Annotated in this window: 18 protein-coding genes; all 18 read right to left on the reverse strand. The window is 66.9% G+C overall.

The window, feature by feature from the left end; genetic code table 11:
- Positions 1-40: 40 nt before the first annotated feature.
- The 18 genes from ACFULQ_RS07695 to ACFULQ_RS07780 all read right to left on the reverse strand — a co-directional run bounded on the left by ACFULQ_RS07695 (position 41) and on the right by ACFULQ_RS07780 (position 21,222).
- Complete coding sequence (locus ACFULQ_RS07695; protein ID WP_383539582.1) at positions 41-991, reverse strand: helix-turn-helix domain-containing protein; 951 nt, start codon at positions 989-991, stop codon at positions 41-43.
- Positions 988-1,248, reverse strand: a complete 261-nt coding sequence (locus ACFULQ_RS07700; RefSeq protein ID WP_383539584.1) for a hypothetical protein — start codon at positions 1,246-1,248, stop codon at positions 988-990. The genes ACFULQ_RS07695 and ACFULQ_RS07700 overlap by 4 nt, the downstream gene beginning before the upstream one ends.
- Positions 1,249-1,317: 69 nt before the next feature.
- A complete protein-coding gene (locus tag ACFULQ_RS07705; RefSeq protein ID WP_383539587.1) occupies positions 1,318-2,331 on the reverse strand; it encodes a hypothetical protein in 1,014 nt (337 codons plus the stop codon).
- A gap of 165 nt (positions 2,332-2,496) precedes the next feature.
- On the reverse strand, positions 2,497-2,811 hold the full coding sequence (locus ACFULQ_RS07710) for a hypothetical protein (RefSeq protein WP_383539590.1): 315 nt from the start codon (positions 2,809-2,811) through the stop codon (positions 2,497-2,499).
- 16 nt (positions 2,812-2,827) lie between these two features.
- A complete protein-coding gene (locus ACFULQ_RS07715) occupies positions 2,828-4,507 on the reverse strand; it encodes a hypothetical protein (protein WP_383539592.1) in 1,680 nt (559 codons plus the stop codon).
- Positions 4,507-7,281 carry a carbohydrate-binding protein gene (locus ACFULQ_RS07720; RefSeq protein WP_383539594.1) on the reverse strand — a complete coding sequence of 925 codons (2,775 nt, stop codon included), beginning with the start codon at positions 7,279-7,281 and terminating at the stop codon, positions 4,507-4,509. Before ACFULQ_RS07720 ends, ACFULQ_RS07715 begins: the two co-directional genes overlap by 1 nt.
- A gap of 25 nt (positions 7,282-7,306) precedes the next feature.
- Positions 7,307-8,140: a hypothetical protein gene (locus ACFULQ_RS07725; RefSeq protein ID WP_383539597.1), complete on the reverse strand. Its 834-nt coding sequence runs from the start codon at positions 8,138-8,140 to the stop codon at positions 7,307-7,309.
- A gap of 7 nt (positions 8,141-8,147) precedes the next feature.
- Positions 8,148-9,653 carry a baseplate J/gp47 family protein gene (locus ACFULQ_RS07730; RefSeq protein ID WP_383539600.1) on the reverse strand — a complete coding sequence of 502 codons (1,506 nt, stop codon included), beginning with the start codon at positions 9,651-9,653 and terminating at the stop codon, positions 8,148-8,150.
- Between the two features lie 89 nt (positions 9,654-9,742).
- Positions 9,743-10,861 (reverse strand): poly-gamma-glutamate hydrolase family protein, encoded by a 1,119-nt coding sequence (locus tag ACFULQ_RS07735; RefSeq protein WP_383539603.1) that lies wholly within the window; start codon positions 10,859-10,861, stop codon positions 9,743-9,745.
- An 11-nt stretch (positions 10,862-10,872) separates the two neighbouring features.
- On the reverse strand, positions 10,873-11,553 hold the full coding sequence (locus ACFULQ_RS07740; protein ID WP_383539606.1) for a hypothetical protein: 681 nt from the start codon (positions 11,551-11,553) through the stop codon (positions 10,873-10,875).
- 3 nt (positions 11,554-11,556) lie between these two features.
- A complete protein-coding gene (locus ACFULQ_RS07745; protein WP_383539609.1) occupies positions 11,557-12,729 on the reverse strand; it encodes a hypothetical protein in 1,173 nt (390 codons plus the stop codon).
- 273 nt (positions 12,730-13,002) lie between these two features.
- Positions 13,003-13,626 (reverse strand): hypothetical protein, encoded by a 624-nt coding sequence (locus ACFULQ_RS07750; RefSeq protein WP_383539612.1) that lies wholly within the window; start codon positions 13,624-13,626, stop codon positions 13,003-13,005.
- Positions 13,626-17,039 (reverse strand): C40 family peptidase, encoded by a 3,414-nt coding sequence (locus ACFULQ_RS07755; RefSeq protein ID WP_383539615.1) that lies wholly within the window; start codon positions 17,037-17,039, stop codon positions 13,626-13,628. The genes ACFULQ_RS07750 and ACFULQ_RS07755 overlap by 1 nt, the downstream gene beginning before the upstream one ends.
- A gap of 152 nt (positions 17,040-17,191) precedes the next feature.
- The gene (locus ACFULQ_RS07760; RefSeq protein ID WP_383539617.1) at positions 17,192-18,046 is read right to left on the reverse strand and encodes a hypothetical protein; all 855 of its coding nucleotides are present in this window, start codon (positions 18,044-18,046) and stop codon (positions 17,192-17,194) included.
- Between the two features lie 23 nt (positions 18,047-18,069).
- Complete coding sequence (locus ACFULQ_RS07765; protein WP_383539924.1) at positions 18,070-18,435, reverse strand: phage tail protein; 366 nt, start codon at positions 18,433-18,435, stop codon at positions 18,070-18,072.
- A gap of 268 nt (positions 18,436-18,703) precedes the next feature.
- Entirely contained in the window at positions 18,704-18,952 is a 249-nt protein-coding gene (locus tag ACFULQ_RS07770; protein WP_383539619.1) for a phage tail protein, read from the reverse strand.
- Positions 18,953-19,065: 113 nt separating this feature from the next.
- Positions 19,066-20,616 (reverse strand): hypothetical protein, encoded by a 1,551-nt coding sequence (locus tag ACFULQ_RS07775; protein WP_383539622.1) that lies wholly within the window; start codon positions 20,614-20,616, stop codon positions 19,066-19,068.
- 21 nt (positions 20,617-20,637) lie between these two features.
- Positions 20,638-21,222 carry a hypothetical protein gene (locus ACFULQ_RS07780; protein ID WP_383539625.1) on the reverse strand — a complete coding sequence of 195 codons (585 nt, stop codon included), beginning with the start codon at positions 21,220-21,222 and terminating at the stop codon, positions 20,638-20,640.
- Positions 21,223-21,231 lie beyond the last annotated feature (9 nt).

Consider the following 21,231-nt stretch of genomic DNA (forward strand, 5'->3'; position numbering starts at 1 on the left):
AACCACAATTTGTTACTCAACTTGAAGCACAAGTTGTTACTCACCACGTCCATTCGGTCGCCGGCTGGTCCTCCGCAGGCTTGTCCCAGCCCTGGTAGACCTCGTCCGGGCGCTCGTTCGCGGCCCGCGCCTCACGGTCCTTGCGCACCGCGTCGATGAGCAGCGCACGCTTGCCTATGAAGTCCTGCCACGGGAGGGCACGCGGGTTCCGCAGGCCCTCCGTGGTGGCGTACAGCTCCGACATGGCCCGCAGCTCGTCCGGGGTGAAGCCGGCCTGCTTCAACTTCACGAAGTGGCTGGCGAGCGCCTTCACGTTGGACTCCAGGCCGAACGCCCACGGCTGCGCGCCGACGGTGTCGCGCCAGTGCCGGGCCAGCCCAGGACCGGTGTCAGGACCCGGCCGACGGCCGCTGGAGGCTCGATCCCCCCGACCGGCACCCCAGCCGCCCCGCGAGCCCTCCGAGCTGTCCTGAGCAGGCTTCTCGTCGTCCCACAGGCCCATGGCCTTGGCCGGGTCGTACTGGTCCTCCTCAGCCGCCCGCTGCCGCTCCTCGGCCCGTCGGGAGACCCTGCGCGGCGCCGTTCGCGGAGCGTGCGGCCCTTCCGAAGGAAGGAGATTCTTTGAATCTCCTTCTTGTTGCGCCAGTTTTGGCGTGACCCCTGCGTCAGTTTTGGCGTGACCCGCCTTCCCCTCCGGGTCTGCCAGGTAGTAGTTGCACGGGCCACCCGCCCAGCGCCGCTCGACGCGCAGCCAGCCGCTCTCACGAAGCTCGGCGATGCGACGGTTGACGGTGCGCAGAGACCAGCACAGGGCTTCGGCCAGCGTCTTCTGCTTGGGGAAGGCACAGCCGTTACGGCCGGCGTACTTGGCGAGCGCGAGTCCCAGGATGCGCGCCTGCTCGGAGATGCTGGTGTCGAAGATGAAGACGTGCGGTGCCTTGACCCACAGCTCGTGGGCTTGCAGCGTGTCCTCCTGCTGCGCGTCGGTCACCGGCCACCCGCAGCAGTGATCAGGCCGGCAGAGCGCAGCTCGATCCACCAGCCGTTGATCTTCGGCAGGCTGTCGGGCAGCTCCTGGGCAAGGGCCGCGGGCGTCATGGTGGCCCCCTCCTCGCGGGTCAGCAGGTAGGCGTACAGGCCGCGCGCTCCGCAGGAGATGCTGGTGTCGGCGGCGATCTCGCGGGGGATGCTCACGGGCGCATTGGCCCAGCCCTGGAGGGTCCCTGTCGGGAAGTCGTCGTGGCTCATGTGGTCACCTCGATGGCGGTGGGGCAAGGGGAAGCGGGGCGGCCGGAACCGCCCCGCTGGATGGCCTTGTCAGGCCGCGACTTCGCGGATCTCGACGTCCTTGCGGGGTCGGCCGCGCAGGGGCTCCCACTCGTTGGTCTTCGGGTTGAGCCACTCCTTGCGGACCTTGCCGGTGGCCCGCTTCGCCGGCTCCTCCACCGCTTCGGTCAGGACCGGTTCGGCTGCCCGGACGGCGCTGGCCTTGACCTTCTCCAGACCCTTCATGGCCAGGGAGGTGATTGGGCGGTAGCGGACCTCGGCGAGGTTGGCGGCGGCGTTGGACTCGTCGACCAGGCGCAGGTGCCGGACGACGGCCTCCAGGACCTCGACGACGTCCCCGTTGGGCTGCTGGTAGCGCTCGATGTGGACGACGTCGCGGTGTGCCGCGGCCACCTCCTCCTCCAGCGTCTCCTCCGGCTCGTCGGCCGGCGGCTGCTCGGGGAGCGGTACGAGGGTCTGGGTTCCGCCCGTGCAGGGCTCCTCGTCGGCCTCGGGCTCCTCCTCGGTGGCGTCCCCGTCGTCGGCCGGCTCCTCACCCTCCCCCGCGATCTCGTCGGCTTCAGCCTCGGGCTCTGGCGGGGTGATCTGCTTCAGCGCATCGCGCAGGTCCAGGACCGTGATGTCCTCGCCGTGGGCGTACTCGACCAGGTCGCGCAGTTCGTCGTCGCCTTCGTCGCCCGCGACCACGAGGTAGCGGTCGCCGTCTCGCTCAGCGAGGGTGCTGCCGAGGACGGTGTAGACCTCCTCGTCCCGCGCGGGGACCGCGCTCTCGGCGTTGTCACGGATCACCTTGGACGCCTTGTCGAGGCTCTGGGCGACGACCGCGGTGTAGGGCACCTCGGGGTCGACCTCGCCGGACCAGTTGTAGACGGCCTTGACGGCGGGGGTGACGTGGTCGGCAGCAGCGGGGAGGACGAGCTGCACTTCGTCGTCGTTGGTCGGGCGGCCCTTGCTGTCGATGCCGAGCCAGTCGTCGAACAGTTCGGTGACGGTGCCCTTGTCAACGGGGCCGTAGCCGGCGACTGCGATGTGGATGGTGGCCAAATGTGCTCCTTGTACGGGCACGTCACGCCGTCCGGACGGACGCGCCGGAAGATCAAAGACTTGTGGAACATCTTAACGTACAAGTGCTTCAACTTGTGGCACAAGTTGACTAACAAGTGAGCCCGCCCCGGAATCCGGGACGGGCTCGTGGACGGCCGTACTCGATCAGCCCTCGGCGTCCGCCGGGACCGGAGCCTTGTAGAGCGCCTTGGCGAGCAGCTCCTGGAGGGTCGTGTCCTTGTAGACGCCGTAGTGCGCGGCGACACCGAAGACGAAGGCCGAGGCTGCGGACCAGCCGGCGATGGTCAGGTTGAAGTTGGCGGGGCCGGCCACGTATTCGGTGCCCAGGCCGCCGACCGCAGACAGCGCGGCGAGGATGGTGCCCTTGACCCAGCCGGCCCAGCTCTCCTTGGAAACGAAAGCAACCAGTAGCGGAAGGACGGCACCGACCAGCACATTGACAAGGCTTACTTTGTCCATTGACACTCCGAAATTCTTACGAGAAGTCGAGATTGAACGTTGTCCCCCACGGCACATTGTCCTGGAGAATTTCCGTGAGGCGTTGCGCGTGCCGCGCCCTTCCGGGGAAATACAGGCTCTTCGAGGCATCGTTCGTTCCCTGCCACAGGTAATCTGCGGAAGGGTCGGATCCGTCAAAGAAATCGCCCAGTTCCGCACTCTCTTCCAGCAGGACGTCATCCATCCAGAAGAGGACGCCGTTGGTGCTCGCCTGGTACGTGGCCTTGGGCACCATGACGCCCCCGTAGACCTGCCGAGTGCTGGTGGCCGGCGGGGTCCAGGTGTTGTAGACGCGGACCCAGTTCCCGTCCACGAGATCGGGCCGGTTGGCCTTGATCCAGTCCGAGTTGGGCCCGAACTGGTAGGCCGCGGCGAGTGGATTCCAGACGGCGGCGCTGACCGGCGGGTAGCCGGCGGGGACGTTCACCCAGGCCGAGATCGTGTGTGGGACACCGGTATGCAGCAGGTCTCCGCCCTTGGTGCCAGGGTTGATGCCGCCGAGCGCGGCGATGCCCACCTGGGAACCCGGAGTCCCGCCTGCCGGGCTCTGGAACTTCACCGACCCGGTCTTGGTCCGCCCGGTGGCACTGTCCCAGGTGAATGTGTTGGTTACCCCTGAAGGACCGAAGAATCCCCAGCGGGAGGTGCCGGAATTGAATCCGGGGTTGTTGACGAGGTTGACTCGCCTGGGCTTTACCTTGATGTTCAGCTTTCTCGGCGCCACCCAGTCGGGAACCTGGTACGCGGGGTCTGCGGATTCGTATGCGATGAAGTGGGCGTCGGCGTAGAAATACCAGCCGATCTGGGGAGATCCGGAACCGTAATACACGAAGGGCGTCACGCACGCGTACCGGGCTGTGCTCGGGGCGGTGACGCTGACTTGCGCGGTCGACCAGATGCCGTTGGGCCGGCTGGTGTTGTCAGCAGCGGACGACAGGCCGTCGTAGACCAGGTTGTAGTTGGCGTCGTAGCAGCGCACCCAGACGCGCCACTTCCGGGACACGTCCGTCGACACGGAGACGCGAGCGGTGATCCGTCCGCTGCCGGCCTTCAGCGGGGCGAGGGCGTCGGTGTGCGGGTCGAGTCCCCAGCCGGTCGAGCCGCTGGGGATGTAGAGGATCGTGGACTTCGCGGAGTAGGCGCCGACCATCGCGCGCTCCTGGGTGCGGGTGGCGATGGTGCCGTTGTACGACTCGTAGCACATGTGGTCGTCGTGCACGGCGGCGGAGCGGTCCAGCAGGTTGCCGAACGGAGCCTGGGCGAGCTGGATGCGGTCGAAGGCCATCGTGCTCGATGCCGGCAGGCTGTCCCAGCGCAGGCCCACGCTCGCGTAGGCGGCCCCGTTCCACAGCGTGCCTGCCTCGCCGCGGTTGTAGTCGATCGGCGCGGTGGCAGTGAGGCTGGTTCTCTGCCACGCGGACGTCACGGCGGTCAGGGCCTCCGAGCCGGCGATCCACGACATGGCTGGGTCCGGGCATGCGGGGTTGGCGATGCCGAGGTCGGCGAACCCTCCGGCCGGCATGAGGGTGTTGATGGCGCCCGTGCCGCTTGAGGTGCTCGTGGCTGTGCCGCTGATCACCAGCGAGTACTGGACGACGGGGTCGCTGCCCGTGGTGGAGGTGGTCGCCTGGATGGGCTGGGTAGACAGGACCGGCATCACAGACTCCTTTCGAGCAGGCCGAAGAACGCGCCGTCGGGTGTGGCCTGTGCGACCGAGGCCAGCTTGCGCGGCGCGATGCCGGGACCGACGTACTGGTAGACCTCGATCAGGCTGCCGACGTGGTTGACGTAGATGCGTCCGCCGTCGGGGACCTCCGGCCAGGTCGCCATGACCGTGATGGTGCCGCTGACCGTCTTGGTCAGCCGGGTGCGCGAGGCCATCCAGAAACTGCTGGCGTCGCTGTTGCAGCGGAAGACGATGCCGTGTTCTGCGCCCGCGCCGAGCCGCGGCCGGCTCATGAACGTGATGAAGAGGCGCTGGTCACCGATCGGGGTGCCCCACGGGATCGTGTTCAGGGCCCACACCTTGTACGGGGTGGTGCTCTGCGTGACCGGGGACAGCATGCCGTCGGAGACGACCCATGTGCCGCTCGTCGTCCAGGCGCTCGGCGTGAGCCAGAAGGAGCTGTTGATGGAGTAGCTGCGGTCTCCGCTGAGGCTGGAGTTCGGCTCGTTGAAGCGCTGGAAGAACACCTGGCCGACGGTGCGCTGGTCGTAGTTCGTGATCACCAGATTGCCCTGCTCGTCGTACCACTCGACGAAGGGCCGCGCGACCGTGCTGGTGGTTCCGGCGAGCAGCTTGGTGTACGCCGAGACGGTGAAGCTCTGCTGCGCCGAGCCGGCGAAGGCCCAGTAGGTGTTGTCTGCCGCGTCTCCGTCCGGCTGCTTGTTCCGGGAGTCCACGCGAGCCGTGTACGCGAAGTTGTTGTAGGCCACGCGGTCGCCGGCTGCGTAGCCGACCTGGGGACTCCACTGCGGGTTCCGGCTGAGCGGGACACCCCACTGGCGCACCATGGTCTGCATCGGGAGCGGAGCGCTTCCCTGGGTGTCGGCGACCTCCCACACGTCGCGATTGGTTCCGGGCTGTACTCCCGTGTTCTTGACCAGCGCTCGCCAGACCGTACCGCCGGAGTCCCGGACGAGGTTGTCGAGGACGTAGACGGTGGTCGACGACCAGGTCGGCGCCACGGGTGTACCGACCGAGCGCACGCCTAGGGTGGCTGCGGACGCCCCCTGGTTGGTGACGGTGCCGGCGTTGTTGTCGGTGCTGGTCCCGGTGACGGCGGTCAGGCCCGCGGCGACACTCAGGCCGCCGGGGTAGGCGCCGGTCGTGAGGTTTTGCAGGCTCCACGTCGAGGGCGACAGGGTGATGGGGTTGGTCAGTGCACTGCCGACGTCGAGCCGGGTGGCGTCGGTGACCTTGCTCCACCATCCGCTGCCGGCGACGGGTTCCTGTCCGTGCGAGGGGTCGACGGTGCCGGTGACGATGAAGGTGTTGAGTCCGGCGTTGTATCCCGTCGCCGCCGCGTTCTTGCTGACGACCTTCATCATGAAGGTGTGTGTGCCCGCGGTCAGGGTGTAGCGGCCGAGGTAGCGGGTCGAGTACCAGATGCGCGGCTTGCCCAGGAGCGTTGACAGGTAGTGGTCGACCGTACCGATGCTGCTCTGCACGCCGTCGATGTAGTAGTTCGTCTTGCCGTAGGACGTGCCGTCGATGGCGGCGACGGACAGGTCGTAGACGCCGTCCGCAGCGATGGTGAAGTTCAGCGTGACGTAGGAGTTGACCGGGCCGCTGAGCGAGAGGTTCGGGTTGACGCTCAGGATGAAGGTTCCGTTGGTGCCCTGGGCGGTGCCGCCGGATGGGTTCTTCGTGACGGTGCCCGAACTTGCGGCCACGGTCAGGGTGTCGGCTCGCGTCTGGGTGCTGACGGACTTCACCGCGGTCCAGAGGGCGCCGTTGTGGTCGACGACCTCGCCACCCTGGTACGTGAGGTCCTTGTTCCAGTCGAGGTAGATCGGGTTGGCGAAGGCGGCCTGGTCTTGGTTGAGCATGAGGTTGCTGCTGTCGTCGATCTCGACGTCCCAGCCGGTGAGGGTGTTGATGAGGTCGGCGATGCCTGCATCTGTGCCCCGGCTCCTGGCCAGGTCGACAGCCTTGCGGGTGTGCAGGCGGCGGCGGAGCGGCTCGTCGCTGACCTCGGTGGACACGCCGAACTGGTGCGCCAGGTGCTCGATTGCACTGTTCGGAGCCGTGTCGATCCGTCGCAGGTCGCGCAGGATGCCGGTCTCGGTGGCCATGGTGTCGAGTTGGTGCCCGAAGATCGAGAGGAACTTGTACAGCTCGGGGTTGGTGACGCCGTCCTCGAAGCCGGTGACCTCGGTGGTGTCGAGGCGGTAGGCGCGAGGGATCGACTCGTACAGGCGCAGCGCATAGCCGGCGTCGAGTACGGACAGGCCAGCGGCTGCGCCGGCCCGGACCCAGTCTTCGGTGAGGGTGGCCGGCTCCCAGTAGTTGGTGTCGCTGCCGGGTGCGATGCCGGTGCTGCTGGCCATGGCGGCGTAGTTCACGCCGTTGTAGCTGACGACGTCGCCTGCTGTGTACGTGGCGGTGCTCGACCAGGCAGTGACGCCCAGGAAGATCCCGTAGTAGAAGACCCGCGCCTGGGGCAGGTCGAGGTCGTCCCAGGTGCGGCCTGGAGCGCTCTGGGGGATCTCGGCAATGACGGTGCCGTCATCGCCGTGCGCCGGCACACCGTAGGCGTTGCGGACGATCCGCAGAACACTCCAGGTGTTCTGGGACGCGGCTCCCCAGGCGAGCTGGATGTGGCCGGGGGCGACGGACGTCGCGGTGACCGGCTCGACGCTGTACTGGACTGCCGTGTCGGCGCCGTACAGGCTCTTGCCGTAGTAGTCGTAGCCGTACACGGCCATGTGTGTCTCCTGGGGTGAGCCGTGTTCAGGCCGACGGCAGGGCCGGGTCGATGTCGTCGATGGGGCGGCTGGTCATGTCACCGGGAAGCGCCCGGATGTAGGTCATGCCGCACCAGGCCCAGGCGGTGATGTTGCCGACCGGGTTGGGGTAGCTCGCACGGTTGTGGACCCGCATGGAGTCCATGTGGCGGATCTGGAGCTGGAGCCGCTCGCCCTGGAACCATTCCCCGCTGTAGGTGAGGTCGGCTCGGTGGTAGCCGTGGGTGCCACGCGGGTTGGTGGACTCCCCCGTCGCCACGTCGGTGTCGTGGTCGGACAGGTACATGCGCGCGTAGCACATGTGGTCCAGGGAGTTGGGCCCGGTGGGGATGGTGGCGATCAGGCGCATGGTGATGATCCACCAGCCGGTTCGCGGGCAGGTGATGGTGGGGCTGTTCAGCCAGGGGAAGAACTTGGTGGGGATGCCGAGGTCGGTGAACTTCCGGTTCCAGGTCACCGGGTGCCAGTCCTTCGTGATGTCGACGTCGAGCTGGTCGACAGTCGGCGCGATGGAACTGCCGGTGGAGCGGACGGAGCCGACGGGGAGGTTCCAGCCGGTGTTGCTGGCGTCGACCAGTTGGTTCACGGTGGTGGCGACCTGGTCGTCGTAGCGCTGCATGGCGTCCAGCCGGCTGGCGACGTCCTTGTAGGCATGTGTCTTGCCTGCCGCGTCGGTGTAGATCTGCGGCTTGGTCCCGAAGGCCGTCTCGACGCCGGTGAGTTCGTCCTGGATCTCGTTGACGTCGGCGGCCAGAACGAAGTCTCGGCCGTCCTGGTGGGTCGGGAACGTACGGATCGCGTTGGGGTAGACCTTGCTCATGGTGTCCTTACTGGCCGCCGTCTGAAGTGATGTAGATCTGGCCGGCCACGGGGATCTCCCAGTCGCGGCAGATGATGTCCTGGACGCCGCTCTGCTGTCCGTCGGCGCGGGCCAGGAGCGGGATGGTCACGTACTCGACACCGGGGACTGAGTCGAGGAGCGCGAAGAGCTTGGATGCCGGGATGCGCTGGCCGAAGGAGGAGCGCTGGCTGGACAGGAGGTCCTGAAGTGCCTTCTGCGCGGCCAGGACGACTTCGGAGGCCCGGAAGGTGGAGTAGATGCCGAGGACCACGGGGCTGCTGGTCGAGCCGATGTTGACGCCGACGAGCGTGCCGGGGACGACGTCGACATACACCCCGGTCAGGGTGCGCTCCTGGACGTAGCGGGCCGTCGCGGTGAGCTGGTCGTCGGAGGGCACGGCGTTGTCCGCGCCGACGGTGGCGATGGTGATGGCGCTGTAGTGGGCGCCGACAGCCTTGGCCTTCGCGTTGCCGGGGACGGCGAGGGCCAGGTCCTCGAAGTCGCGCAGACTCACGGCTCTGTCCTGCGCGCGGAACGCCTTGGGTGCGTTGGTGCGGATCGACTCGGTGCTCTCGACTTCCCGGCCGCCTGTCATGGCGGAGGAACTGGCGATGTAGATGCCGGCGATGCCTACGGAGATGTCGATGATCTGGTTGGCGTCGATGTTGCCGCGGGCGCCTCCGCCGACCCGGTAGGCGGCGTAGATGGGGACGTCCAGGTCCGGGATGGCGCCGAGCGTTCCGTCCCCGAAGGTGATCGTGACGGTGCCGGTGTCCGAGCTGGTCAGGGTGAAGACCTTGTCCGTGGCTGCTGCCGTCAGGATGTCGGTGGAGACCTGCCACTCGGCAGGCGCATCACTGCCGACGAAGACGCGGACGCTGTCGACGAGCGCGGGAGCGGACGGCAGGGTGAACGCCTGGCTGCCGGTGCCGTCGGACGTGCCGAGGCTGTCGACGAGGACGAGGGTCTCCGTGACCGTGTCCGCGTTGAGTGTGATGGTCTGCGATCCGGCCGTCGCCCCCTCGGTGACGGAGACCGTGGCGCTGCCGGCCGCCGCAGGGACGGTGACGGCTGCGTCCGTCTCGAAGGTGAGCGGTGCGTCGAGGCTCTCGATGAACGCGGTTGTCACCTGTGTGCCGGCCGGGATGATGACATCCGTCGTCTGGGTCGCGTCGGTGACGAAGGTGACGGATCCGGTGGCCGGGGCCGCAGAAGCCGGTGTGTAGCCGAGGAGTGCGGCGTGCGCGAGCACGGAGGAGCGCTGGGTGGCGGTCTCCAGGAAGGCTTCGCGCGCGGCGGCGTCTCCGTAGTAGGAGAGGATGTCGCCCATATACGCGAAGAGGTTGACCAGCAGTACGCCGAAATCTGCCGTGTTCCGGCCGGACCATTCCGGATAGACACGGGCGGCGTGGTCGAGCATGGCCTGCCGGAAACCCTCGAAGTCCTTCGAGGTGTAGTCGATCGCCGGCGAGCTGGACGTAAGATCCGCCACAGTGGGTTTCTCCTGAATTGGGACAGCGGAATGGGTCCCAATTCGTGCACCGTATGTGGATCAGTTTATGAGGCGGGAAACCTGGAGTGTTATAGGGAGCCGCCGACCACGCGCCCGCCGGGCATGATGCGTACGCTTTCCGTCTGTTCCACCTCGGCGGCCGGCGTGGTGGTCAGCGCGACACCTACCTCGACGTCCACGATGCCCTCCTGGTCGTCGTTGACGACCGGGCGGATCTCGGTGATGACGGCGCCGGGCTCCCATCGCGCCATGGCGTCCCGTACTGCTTCGGCGAGGATGGCCGGCGCGATGGGGTCGCTGGGCCTGAAGAGTGCGGCGGAGACGTTGGATCCGAAGGCGGGCTCCCCGACGTACTCGCCGGGCACGGTGGCCACCACCGCCCGCGAGCGCTGGACGAGCATCTTGTCGGGGTTGGTGATGACGGCGACCCGACCCATGGCGTCGAGTTGGAAGGGCATGCGCATCTGGACGGAGCCCGCGCCTGGGTAGCCGGCGACGCTGGTGACTGTCTCGGTGCCGGCGACAGGCTGGTTCGTCGAGCCGGCGTCCGGACGGCTCTGGGGCCAGGTCTCGGCGACGGCCGCCATGACCGCTGAGGCGTAGGTGTAGAACAGGTCGGTGCGCCGGGACGCATCGGCGATGGATGCCAGGGTCAGACTGCCGCCGACGTAGAAGCTCTCCCGCAGTCCTCGGCTGAGTTCAAGCTGGACGCCCTGCCCGCGCGAGTTGCGGTTGGCGATGTTGAGCGGGTCGTTGCCGTCGATCTCCTGCGGGGAGGCGGAGACGGTGAAGCCTGCCGCGGTGAGGCGGTCCTTGATCGCGGCCCCGAGTTCTGTATCCAGGCCGCCCAGGTACGTGGTCTGGTCGCTGCCGCTGGTGCCGTGCCACGACACCGTCCACTCGACGTTGCGCAGGACCTGGAAGATGGTGGGCTCGTCGAACCTGGTGCTGGTGATGTGCAGCGTCGAGTTGCCGCTGCTCAGCATGCCCTGGAACGAGTAGAAGGACGAGGTCTGGGTGGCGGCGCAGTAGTCGGCGAGCTGGGTGGTCGGCGCCTCGATGCCGCCACCGTGGATGGCTATGTGCGCGCCGCGCGCCTCGGGTACGACCCGCGATGAGACGAGGTAGTCGGTGCCCAACGTCTGGTGCGCGGCGAGGTCTGCGTAGCTGGAGTAGGTGTCGCTCAAGGGGACGGTCCTTACGTGATGATGCCCAGGTGGACCCGCGCGTTGACGTAGAAGGCGTCCCCTGCGTTGCGGGTGAAGCCGGCCGGCTTGTCGAAGTGGACTGCGCCGATGGCGTTGACGTAGCCCCAGGTCGTGATGAACGTGCCGTCGGTCTTCTGTTCCACGACCGGGTATCCGACGCGGTAGTTGGGGTTGTAGTAGCCGTCGGGCACGGTGAACGCGGTGGAGGTTGCTGCCGCGTCGGTCACGGTCAGGGCCCCGCAGATGTGCAGGTTGCCCCAGGAGTCCCGGCGGAACTGGATGGGTTGGACACCTGTGGTTCCGCCGAAGGCGGTGGTCGTCGCCCAGCCGGTCGTCAGTGTTGGGTTGGTCCAGGTGTCGCTACCGCGCAGAGGGTTGCTGGCCGACACCGTCATGCCGTCGAGGGCGTTCGCGGCGAGTTGTGGGCCGGTGACCTGTCCCGGTTCGGCCGGCCAGTACACGAGGCGTCGGCCGCCGCCGTCGTAGGTGGCCCAGACTCGTTCGCCGACAGCGGCCTGTCGGGTGACCTGCCCGGACGGGTAGGCCCAGCCGGTGACGGCGTCTCCTGAGACCTGCGGTATGCGCAGGCGGACGCGCCCGAGGCCCTGGGGGTCCTGGGCGTGCGTGATGATCGCACCGTAGATGTCGGTGCTCGTGGAGGCGAGCGCCATGGGTCAGGCCCTCCCAACGTGCTGAGCGCGCCAGCGCCCGTCGATCAGTGATGAGCCGTCTTGGATGACGTCGACCAGCCCGGTCTTGGGGACGGAATCGAGTCCGTCGATGCGGTTGCGGCCGAGGCTGACGTCGGTCCAATACACGCCGGCTGACGGCTCGTTGGGCATCACGGATATGCGGTGTGCGGTCGAGCGCACCATCCACAGCCCGGCGTCGTTGGGGCCGAGTGCGCTGCCGTCGATCTCCAGCTCGACGCCGGGCCGTAGCCGGCTGTCCCCGCGCAGCGTGCCCTCGCCGTGGACCCACAGGCGTTCGCGGCGGACCTCGGCGGCGAGTGCTTCCGCAGCCTCTGCCTGCGACGCGAACGGGCGTCCGGTGCTGTACTGCGTGACAGTGGCGTCCTGCGTACCGTCGGCGACGACACGGACGAGCGCGCCCGTGGTGGTGTTGAAGCTGTAGCCCTCGCGTCGGGTGCGGGTGCCGCCGAGAGGGTCGAGCTGCCCGGCAGTCGACTTCCAGGTCTTGACCGAGTCGGTGGGCGCCTTCGCGTAGTTGAACGCCGGCCGGTCCTCCCCTGTCTCGCGCAGGGATACCAGGGGGTCGGTGACCGAGATGGTCGTTCCGTTCGGGACCATCCGGAACCCGACTTCGTCGGCCAGGTCCCGGAGGAACAGGAAGTCGCTCGTGGCCTGCTGGGGAAGGTTCTCGAACAGCCTGCTGCTCTGCTGCACCTGCGGGCGCAGGCCGGCGCCTCGCGTGAGGTTCCGCGCCACGTACGAGGCGGTCGCCGAGGGCCACAGCCGGTTGGTCTGGGACTGCATGTAGTAGGTCGGCCCGATGCAGGTGTAGACGACCGGCACGTTCACAGACGCGGCGAGCGACTGGTGGGTGTCACTGCCCCGGACGGCGACTGAGGAGACGTATCCGTGGAACGTCGTGGAGCGGACCGTGTCACCGAAGCGCAGGGCGACGGGTGTGCCCTCAGTCATCACGCCCGTGAGGTCCAGGGACCAGCCGGAGCTGCTGGAGGCGCCGCGCTGCACCTGGTGGAGCACCGTGATCTGGGCGACCTCGTGCAGCGCTTCGCCCTGGGTGATCACTGCATCCGTGACCCATTTCCTTCCGCTGAGAGCGGGGGTTTCCAGGGATATGAGCGGCCACTTGCTAGACAATCGGGATCCTCACCCTTGTGCCGACGGCTAGTTCCGTCCAGTCCAGGATCTGAGGGTTGAATTCTGCTATTCGCCACCACTGGGAGGCGTCGCCGTAGTTTCGGTAGGCCACCAGATCCGCTCTGTCACCTTCAGCCCAGGTGTATATCTGCACAGTTGCGGCGAGAATTCCTGGACCATCCGGAAGGATCACGTTACGGGACTTTCCGTCGCTTCCGGTAATGATCGTGGTGGCGCTGGCCGCATATCGAGAATTCGCAGGAATCACGGCTACTAGTTCACCTTCGTCGACAGGTCCACCGAAAGACTGAGAGCACAGCGTTGGGGAATCATCTCTCGCGAGAAATGGGTGTAGGTGACGGTCAGGCTTGTCACAGTCCCGTAGTACGACAGGGTGTTGTTCGCCAGCAGGCCGGCACCGGACGACGACCCTCCAAAGAAGAAATTGCATGCGTTGGGCTGCATCGCCTGGAGCGACTTCTGCTGCGCGCCCTTCGCGGTGACGTCGTAGGCCCCGGTGATGTTGTAGAGGGCCTCGACGTCGGCGAGCACACCCTTCGTTGCGGCCTCGTCGTAGAAGTTCGGGCTGGCCCCGTACATCTCGTACGTCCGGTCGAAGAGCAAGTCGAACTGGAGCGTACCGATGCCCTGAGCGCCGATGACGTTTCCGTCCGTCGACCGGTCGGCCGCGGACAGGTTGTATCCCAGACTGTGGCTGATGCTGATCGTGGACGGGTTGAACAGGAAGTCCAGCGTCAGGTAGCCACCCGTGACGGTCCTCTCTTCGCGATAGATAGAGCCTCGCCAGAACCCTGAGTCTTTCTTCGCGGCGACCCCGAGTGCCGGGATGCTCCGCATGCGGGGGTCGAACTGCGGGTTCTTCGGGTTGACGGCCATCAGACACCTACTCCGAGTTGCTTGATGCGGTTGTCTGCGGCGATGCAGTCAACGACCTTCTTGGCGGCGTCGGAGGCCGCGCGGTCGGACATCGCTCCGGTGACGTGGATCTGGATGGCGCCCTGGGCGAAGGAGAGGGACACACCGCCGCCCGCCGAGCCCGTGGCAGCGGATGCCGCGGCGCCGGCCGGGGATACGACGTTGACCGAGTCCTTGATGAGCGCCTGGCGAATCGTTTCCGCCTTGGCCGCCGGGATGATCATTTCTCCCTTGTGGACCTGCGCGGTGAGGTCTTGGGGGATCTCCCAAGCGCCCGAGGCGTACCAATGGGGGCTGCGCTTCTGCCACAGCTCCCACGCCTTCGACGGCTTGCCGTAGTCCGGCCGCTCGGCGATGTAGTCCAGGCCCCACTCGATCTGTGTGGCCGGGTTCGTCTTCCAGTCCTTGCCCTTGGAGGCGTACTTGCTCGCGGGCAGCGCCTGGGCAATGCCGTACGCGCCTGAGCTGTGGTTTGTGGCCTTCTCGTCCCAGTTGGACTCGTGGTCCCACAGCTCGTAGAGCGCGTTCCACTCTTTGCCGGTCCAGCCGCGCTTGGCCGCTAGCTTCTTGCCGAGTGCGGCGTTGCCCTTCGGGTTCGAGGGGGCGTTCGCCACGGTAGTGGTGCTGTCTGCGTTGATCGACGTGCCGGTGCCGCTGGTCTGGGCGCCCATGGTGTAGGCCCCGCCGCCGGCGAGTGCGGCGGCGATGGCGTCGACTTCCTCCTGGCTGGCGTTGGTGCCTACTCCCGCGTACGAGCCGGCGTTGCCGGACCCGTCGGCGTCGCTCTGGTTGGTTGATGTGTTGTAGTCCGCTACGGCGCCGACGGAACTGGCGACCCGGCGAACGGCCTTGATCTCGCCGAGGTTGTAGGAGCGGACGCGGACGTCCAGGCCCGTGTGCGGCGCCTCGACGAGCTTTCCGTTGCCAATCGCCATCATCACGTGGCCGGGCTCGGGGAAGAGGAGGTCGCCGGGCTGGATGTGCTGCTTGTCGACCTCGACGCCGACCTTCATCTGGCTCTGTGATGTCCGAGGCAGGTTGATGCCTGCCGAGCGGAAGGCCCACTGCATCAGGCCGGAGCAATCGAAGCCCTTTCCTTCCTGCTCGCCGCCCCATACGTAGGGGACGCCGACCTGGGTGAGGGCAGCCGAGATGGCCTTGCCAGCGTTGCCGTTGGCGACATGGCCCGCGGTGGGCTTGGAGTTCTTGTCGTGGCCGCCGGAGGACGAGGTGGAGGCGGAGCTTGCGGCACCACCGAAGATGCCGGTGGGCAGCAGGCTCTTGCCGAAGTTCCAGATGCTCTTGATCTGGCTGACCGGCTCCTTGGTGGCTGTAGCCCACGCGCCCGAGGCACCGACGATCTGCTTGATGCCCGGCAGTTCGAGGAAGCTGTTGATCGCGCCCTCGAACTTCTGGACGGCGTGGGTGGCCGTCTCCAGGTTGTGAGCGAACGAGTCGCCCATGTTGGCGTCGTGCTGCCGCTCCTGTGCTTCGAAGTCCTTGCGCGTCTGCCCGAGACTCTCCGAGACGCCGTACTTGCTCAGCTTGCTGCGGGCCGCCTCGCCCTTCTTACCGGTCTGTGATGCGTCGGCGATGAGCTTGTCGGCCGCGGCGGAGGACATGTGGGAGTTCTGGAGCAGGGTGTTCCTGCCCCGCATGTACTCCTTGAGGTTGTCGATCGTGTCGGCGTCCCAGCCGGATGCCTGCCCGAGCTGGTCGACGTTGTAGTCGAGGACCTGGCCGGAAGCAGTGGCCGCCGCGAACTTCTTGCTGGAGATCGACTTCGACCCGAAGGTGCGAGACATGATGTTGTCGGCGAGCGTGCCGATGCCCGTCGCCTTGCCGCCACGTCCGATGGTGGGCCCGTAGCCGAGACGCTTCGCCGCAAGCGACGCCTGCGGGTTGTACAGGCTGGAGTACAGCTTGGCGCCGGTCTCCGCGTCCAAGCCGGCGACGTACGCGGCACCGAAGGCGTTGCCTCGTACAGCGGACTGTGCGGATGTGCCGTAGGTCAGGCCGAAGTTCTTGTCGAGGAGGAAGTTCGCGTTGCTGGCATCCTCGGTGGACTTGGCGACGACCATGCCGTAGCTGTGGTCGCGGATCGCGTTCTTCCAGCCCCACTTGTCGTAGCCCGACGGTGCGCCACCGGAGGCGATGGCGGCCCAGTTGGTGTACCGGTCCATCTCCTCCATCTGCGGCTTCATACGGTCGCCGTACTTCACCGCCTGCTGGTAGACGGCGTTGACCGGCCCCTTGCCCAGGGTCGAGGGAGGGCTGCCGTCGATGCCGTTGGTCGCCTCGTCCGACGGCACGGTCGAGGAGAAGCCCTGCGGCGGAGGCGCGGTGTAGTTCTGCTGCTGCCGGCCCAGGTTCAGGACCGAACCGTTGCGCGTGGCGTAGACACCGCCGCCGCTGACTCGGGCGCTGGAGAGACCGGCGCCGCGGTTGTAGGACCACATCCGCTGGCCGATGCGCAGGCCGTACGTCGGGTTGTCGGCGATGTTCTGCCGTCGTATCGCCTCGTCGAAGAGGGAGCCGTAGTAGGCGTCGGCGTTCGCCTGACGGGCCTGCGCCACTCGTTCCGGCGTGACGCGGGACACCAGGGCCGGGTTGATGCCGGGGTTCCGGGCCTGCTGACGAGACTGTCGCGCCGCCGCGCGAGCCTGGGCTGCCGCCTGGGACGCAGACATGTTCTGCTGGTACTGCTGGCTTGCCTGCGAACCGTAGGTGGCCGCGAAGTTCTGCTGCGCGTCCAGGCTCTGCTGGTTCACCATCTGCTGGCGGCTGGCCCGCGCCTGTGCGGACTGGGCCTGCATCTGGGCCTGCATCTTCGCCCGCTGCTGCCGGCCGGCCTCCCGAGCCTGCGCCGCAGCCAACGAAGCGGACATGTGCTGCGACAGACCGTTGTCCTGGTAGCCCCAGCCCTGCGCGGCGACCATGGCCTGCTGGCTGAACGCCTCCTGCCGCGAGACTCGCGCGGCAGACAGACTCTGCTGCGCCGCGATCTGGGCCTGGTGCCGCGCGGCCAGGCGGTCGGCCATGGGCCCGCTGTAGACCCGTCCCGTCGTCGGGTGCGTGAAGGTGCCCCCGGCCTGGGTGACGGTGTTGGCCGGTGGGTGAGAGATCGGGGCCGGGTTGATGCGGGTGGTCTGGTTGGCTGCGGGGAATGCCTGGGTGGGCATGCCCCGGAACGCTGCTCCTCGGGTGGCCGAGTTGACCGCGCCCTGGAGGGCACGGTTCAGGGCGGCGATGTTCGCGCCGAGCTTGTTGATGTCCTGCTCGACCTTGTCGGCCGCGCGCTGCATGCCGTTCGTGCCGAGGAGGCGGCCTCCGAAGTTGGGCTCTGCCCGGTTGATCTCGTTGTCTTCAGCCACTGGAAGCCGCCGCCTCCCTTCTGTTCTTGACCCAGACGGCCAGGTCACGCCAGTACTCGCGCTCCTGGACCGTCAGTTGCTTGATCTCGCTGAGCTGCCACTCGGGGTGGGCGTAGGCGAGGGTTGTGATGTCAGCCCGTGTTGCTCGGGCGTCAGAAGTCGCGAAAGAGGTCGGCCACGCTGAGCGGGAGCGGGACCTCACCTCCGCACTCCTCGTGCTCGATCGACACTTCCAGCAGCCGGGGACCGGGCTGCTTGGCCGCGAGCTGGTTGAGGATCGTGCGGCGGTCGGCCAGTCCGAGGGACTTGGCGAGGTCTGCGCCGCCGGGCTTGGTGTTGCCCTGTGCGTCGCGGATCTCTACCAGGCATCGTGCGAGCAGGGTGGAGTTGTGCTCGGCGTTGGTGGCCTTGGGGTCGGCGAGCATGGCCGCCTGGTCGGCGCCGGTCGGGTACCGGACGATGGCGTAGCCGCCCTTGCGCAGCGGGACGGTCAGCCGGCCGACCTCTGCCGTCTGGGACTTGATGTCGCCGAGTGAGATCGTCGCCGAGAAGTCGGCTCCGCAGGTGGGGCAGCCGATCTCGGCGAAGTCCATTTCGTCGCCGAAGGTGACTCGCCGGATGGCGACGACCAGGGCGTCACGGTCACCGAGCAGGAGCTGCGGAAGGATGTCAGAGGTGGCCGGCACGTCGCCGATACGGACCGTCCCCAGCTCCAGCAGGGTCTCCAGCATGCGCAGGGGGTTGGACCGGACGCGGGCCAGGGCCTCCTCGTCGGCGCCGGTCAGCTCGCGCACCTCGGCCTCGGTGATGACGTAGTTCTCGCGGACCAGTCCGGCGGGGAGAGTTATGAGGCAGTCGGGCGGCGTGGGGATGGCCGGCGGTTCGCCGGTTGAGTCGGTGAGGAGGCTCTGAATGGCGGCGGTCGCGCCCTGCGTGTCACCGAGGACGTCGACCTGCCGGCCACCAGCGGGGGAATCGAAGGTCCAGTCGTACTGCATTTCAGACATGAGTGATTTCCTTGTGCCGGGGATTACTTGATGACCGCGTAGGAGTTCGGGCCGTAGGAGTCGGCCACCTTGAAGTCCCAGCCCTCATGCGCGAACGTGAGCTGGGAAACGGCGAAGGTGTTACTTCCGGCGTCGAGGTCGCCGAATGCAACGGAGGTCGGCCAGGCGTTGTAGAGACGCCACACTGCCTTTACGGCGGCCTTGCTCTTCGTGACCGGGTGGTCGATGAGCATGATGTCGATCGTGGCCCGGAATTCGCTGCCGGTGTCACTGCCAGAGCCATTGCCCTGCATGACATCGAAGAGCTGATACATCCAGTTCACGAGGTTCTGGTCGCCCGGCATCATTCCCTTGGAAAGGGTGACGGGGCTGAAGTCGCTCTGACCCAGGTGCTGTTACCTCTCCGGTTTCCCGGAGCGGGCTGGTCATTTCTGCCAGCCTCTCACGCTCTCACGTGAGTTCGGACTCTATCTTCACCCCCGTGGGGTGTCCCGTACATAGTCTCTGAACCTTCCCGTCGGTTTCCCAGGCGGGCTCGGCTGCTGATTTTCCCTACCCACGGACTTCTCAAGCCATCGCGCTCGGGCTTTCGCCCCACGCTGTGGCGCCGAGGTCTAACAGGACGTCCCAGCAATTCTCGGGATTTTCACTCACTACTTACGCAGCGAGGGCCCAGTCAATTCGAGGCATCTTCTGGGTGGTCGTGTTCATGCCGCCGGCCCGGTATGCGATGACGTCGGTCGTCACGCTCAGCCCGCTGACGGACATGAAGCCCAGCTTCGGGTAAGCCTGCGAGAGCTTCCCGACCTGAGAGATCTGGACGTGGAACTTGAACGAGCGGAGGGGGTCCGTCTGTCGCGTGGCCAGACTCTGGCTCTGCGAGACGGTCTTGAGGGTGGATGCCATTCACTACTCCCGTAGCACGAGGTGCGCCGGGTAGTGCTCTGTGTGCGGTGTCCGAGTGGGGATTCAAGGGGTTACGGCGGGGCCGGGCCTGTTACTGACCCGGCCCCGATTCCTTATGCGGATTCGGTGACCGTCGCACCGCCGTCGTACTGGCTGATGTGGATCGCGACGTACTCGGCCGGCCGTGCCACCGCGATGCCCACGTCGATATGGACCTCACCGTTGTCCACCGTGCTGGTGGTGTTGTTGGTGTCGTCACAGATCACCTGGAACGCGGTATCCGGGGTCGCGCTGGCGAACATGCCCGCCTGAGCCTGCGTGGTGAGCTGCTGGGTGAGAGTGGCCGCGATGGAGTGCCACAGGTCCGGCGTGTTGGGCGCGAAGACCGCCGAGCGCGTGAGGTCGACGAGGATCTTGCGCGTGTACGTCAGCAGCCGGCGAACGGCGATGTAGCGGTCGGGGTAGCCGGACTTGAGGGTCCTCGCGCCCATGATGCAGATGCCGCTCTGGGGGATCTGCCGGATGACGTTGATGCCCCAGGCGTTGAGGTTGTCGAGCTGGGCGTTGGTGAAGCGCAGCTCGGTGGAGTACACCCCGCTGAGACGACTCAGGGTGCCGGCGGCCGACTGGTGCGGTCCGTAGAGGGTGTCGGTCTGGGAGATCTTGCCCAGGACCGCGCCTCCGGGCGGGAGGATCCGGGTGGCGCCGGACGCGACCGAGGCCGGGTCCGCGCTCACCAGCCAAGGCCCGTAGACGCCGACGTACGAGCTAGACGTCAGAGGCGCCGGGGAGGAGCCGGAGTTCGCCGCGGGCGAGAGCTTGGCGTAGTTGGTGACGGCCGTCGGAGCGTCCAGCGACACCGTCTGCGGTGCGTCCACCACCAGGAAGCCGTAGCCGTAGTCCTCGATCCAGCTGATGATGTTGTTGAGGACCGCGGTGTCCGTGACACCCGGCAGGTTGATGTTGACGATCTCGCCGGTCGCTTCGAGCTGCTTGGTCGCGGCGACCAGGTCGGGCGCGGCACTGCCGTCGATACCACCCGTCAGTGGCGTACCGGTCTGGAGGGCGGGGGTGAGCGCGGCGGACCAAGCGTCGGTGGCGACGTAGTCGGCCCTGACGAACGCGCTGCCGGTGACCGGGGAGTTGATCATCGCGACCAGGTTCCGGGAGTCGGCCGGGTCGAGGGAGACGTCGTTGTACCGGTCGGCGATGTACGCGTCCCCGGTGCCGCCGACCTTGACGGCCATGTTGAATCGGCCGGCGCCCGTGTTGGCGTTGGAGATGTCGACGTAGATCTGGTTGCCGAAGGCGCCGGCTGCGCGGGCGGTGAGGGTGAGCAGCGCCTCGGGGGTGGCCTGTCGGTCGTTCAGGGTGACGTGGGAGGCGACCGAGTCGGACGGGACAGCGCGGCAGACGTACGCCTTGCCGCCGCCGTTGGCGAAGTATGAGTAGACCGCGTAGGGCAGGAGGTCGGTGCCGCTGCCCCAGCCGCCGTAGACGAGGTTGAACTGCGACCAGGAGGTGATCAGCGTGGGGACGGCCGGACCGAAGTTGTGGGCGCCGACGAACGCGGCGATGGCCTCGCCGGGGCTCGACGTGACGGGGTTCGATATTGCATCCAGCGTCTCGTCCACGTAGATGCCGGGGCGCAGGAAAGTCGCCATAGGGAAAGCTCCTTTAAGGGCCTACTGGCCGAGGGGATGAGTGGTGAGTTCGACCGTCTGGACGGGCTTGATTTCGGCGATCTCGTCGAGGAGTTCAGCGCTCACGTGCAGCAGGTAGTCGACCTGCCACAGGCGCTTTCCCTGGGAGTCGCGGCCCTCGTTGAATTCGGGTCCGCCTGCGACTTCGAGACGCCTTACGGTTCCGTCCTGCGGAACTTCCAGGTAGGCCCAGCGCGGGTGGAGATAGTCCCTAGCGGAGAGCATTTGGGCGATATTAGCCGCGTGCCGCTGCTTTCGCGTGTAGACGGTGACCTGGTACTCGAACACGTACGGGATGGGATCTGTCGCCAAGTAGGACTTGGTGCTGTCGTATCCCTCTGGGATGTATCCGAGTTCGACGGTGCCGCGGTGTTCCCGATCGTGGTCGGGCTCTACGCGGGTGCGCTCGATGACGATGAGCGGGAAGGTCGCTGTCGCCAGCTCGTTTTCAGGGAGACGGAATCGGACATCGACCGGAAGGCCCTCGACGGGTGCGTTGGTGTCCTTGACAACCAAACCCTGGAGCTTCGCCTTGATGGCGGCATCCTCGTTGGTTATCCAGGGCATTATTCGGGC

It is taken from the genome of Streptomyces sp. NPDC057253, from assembly GCF_042669125.1.
GTDB lineage: Bacteria > Actinomycetota > Actinomycetes > Streptomycetales > Streptomycetaceae > Streptomyces.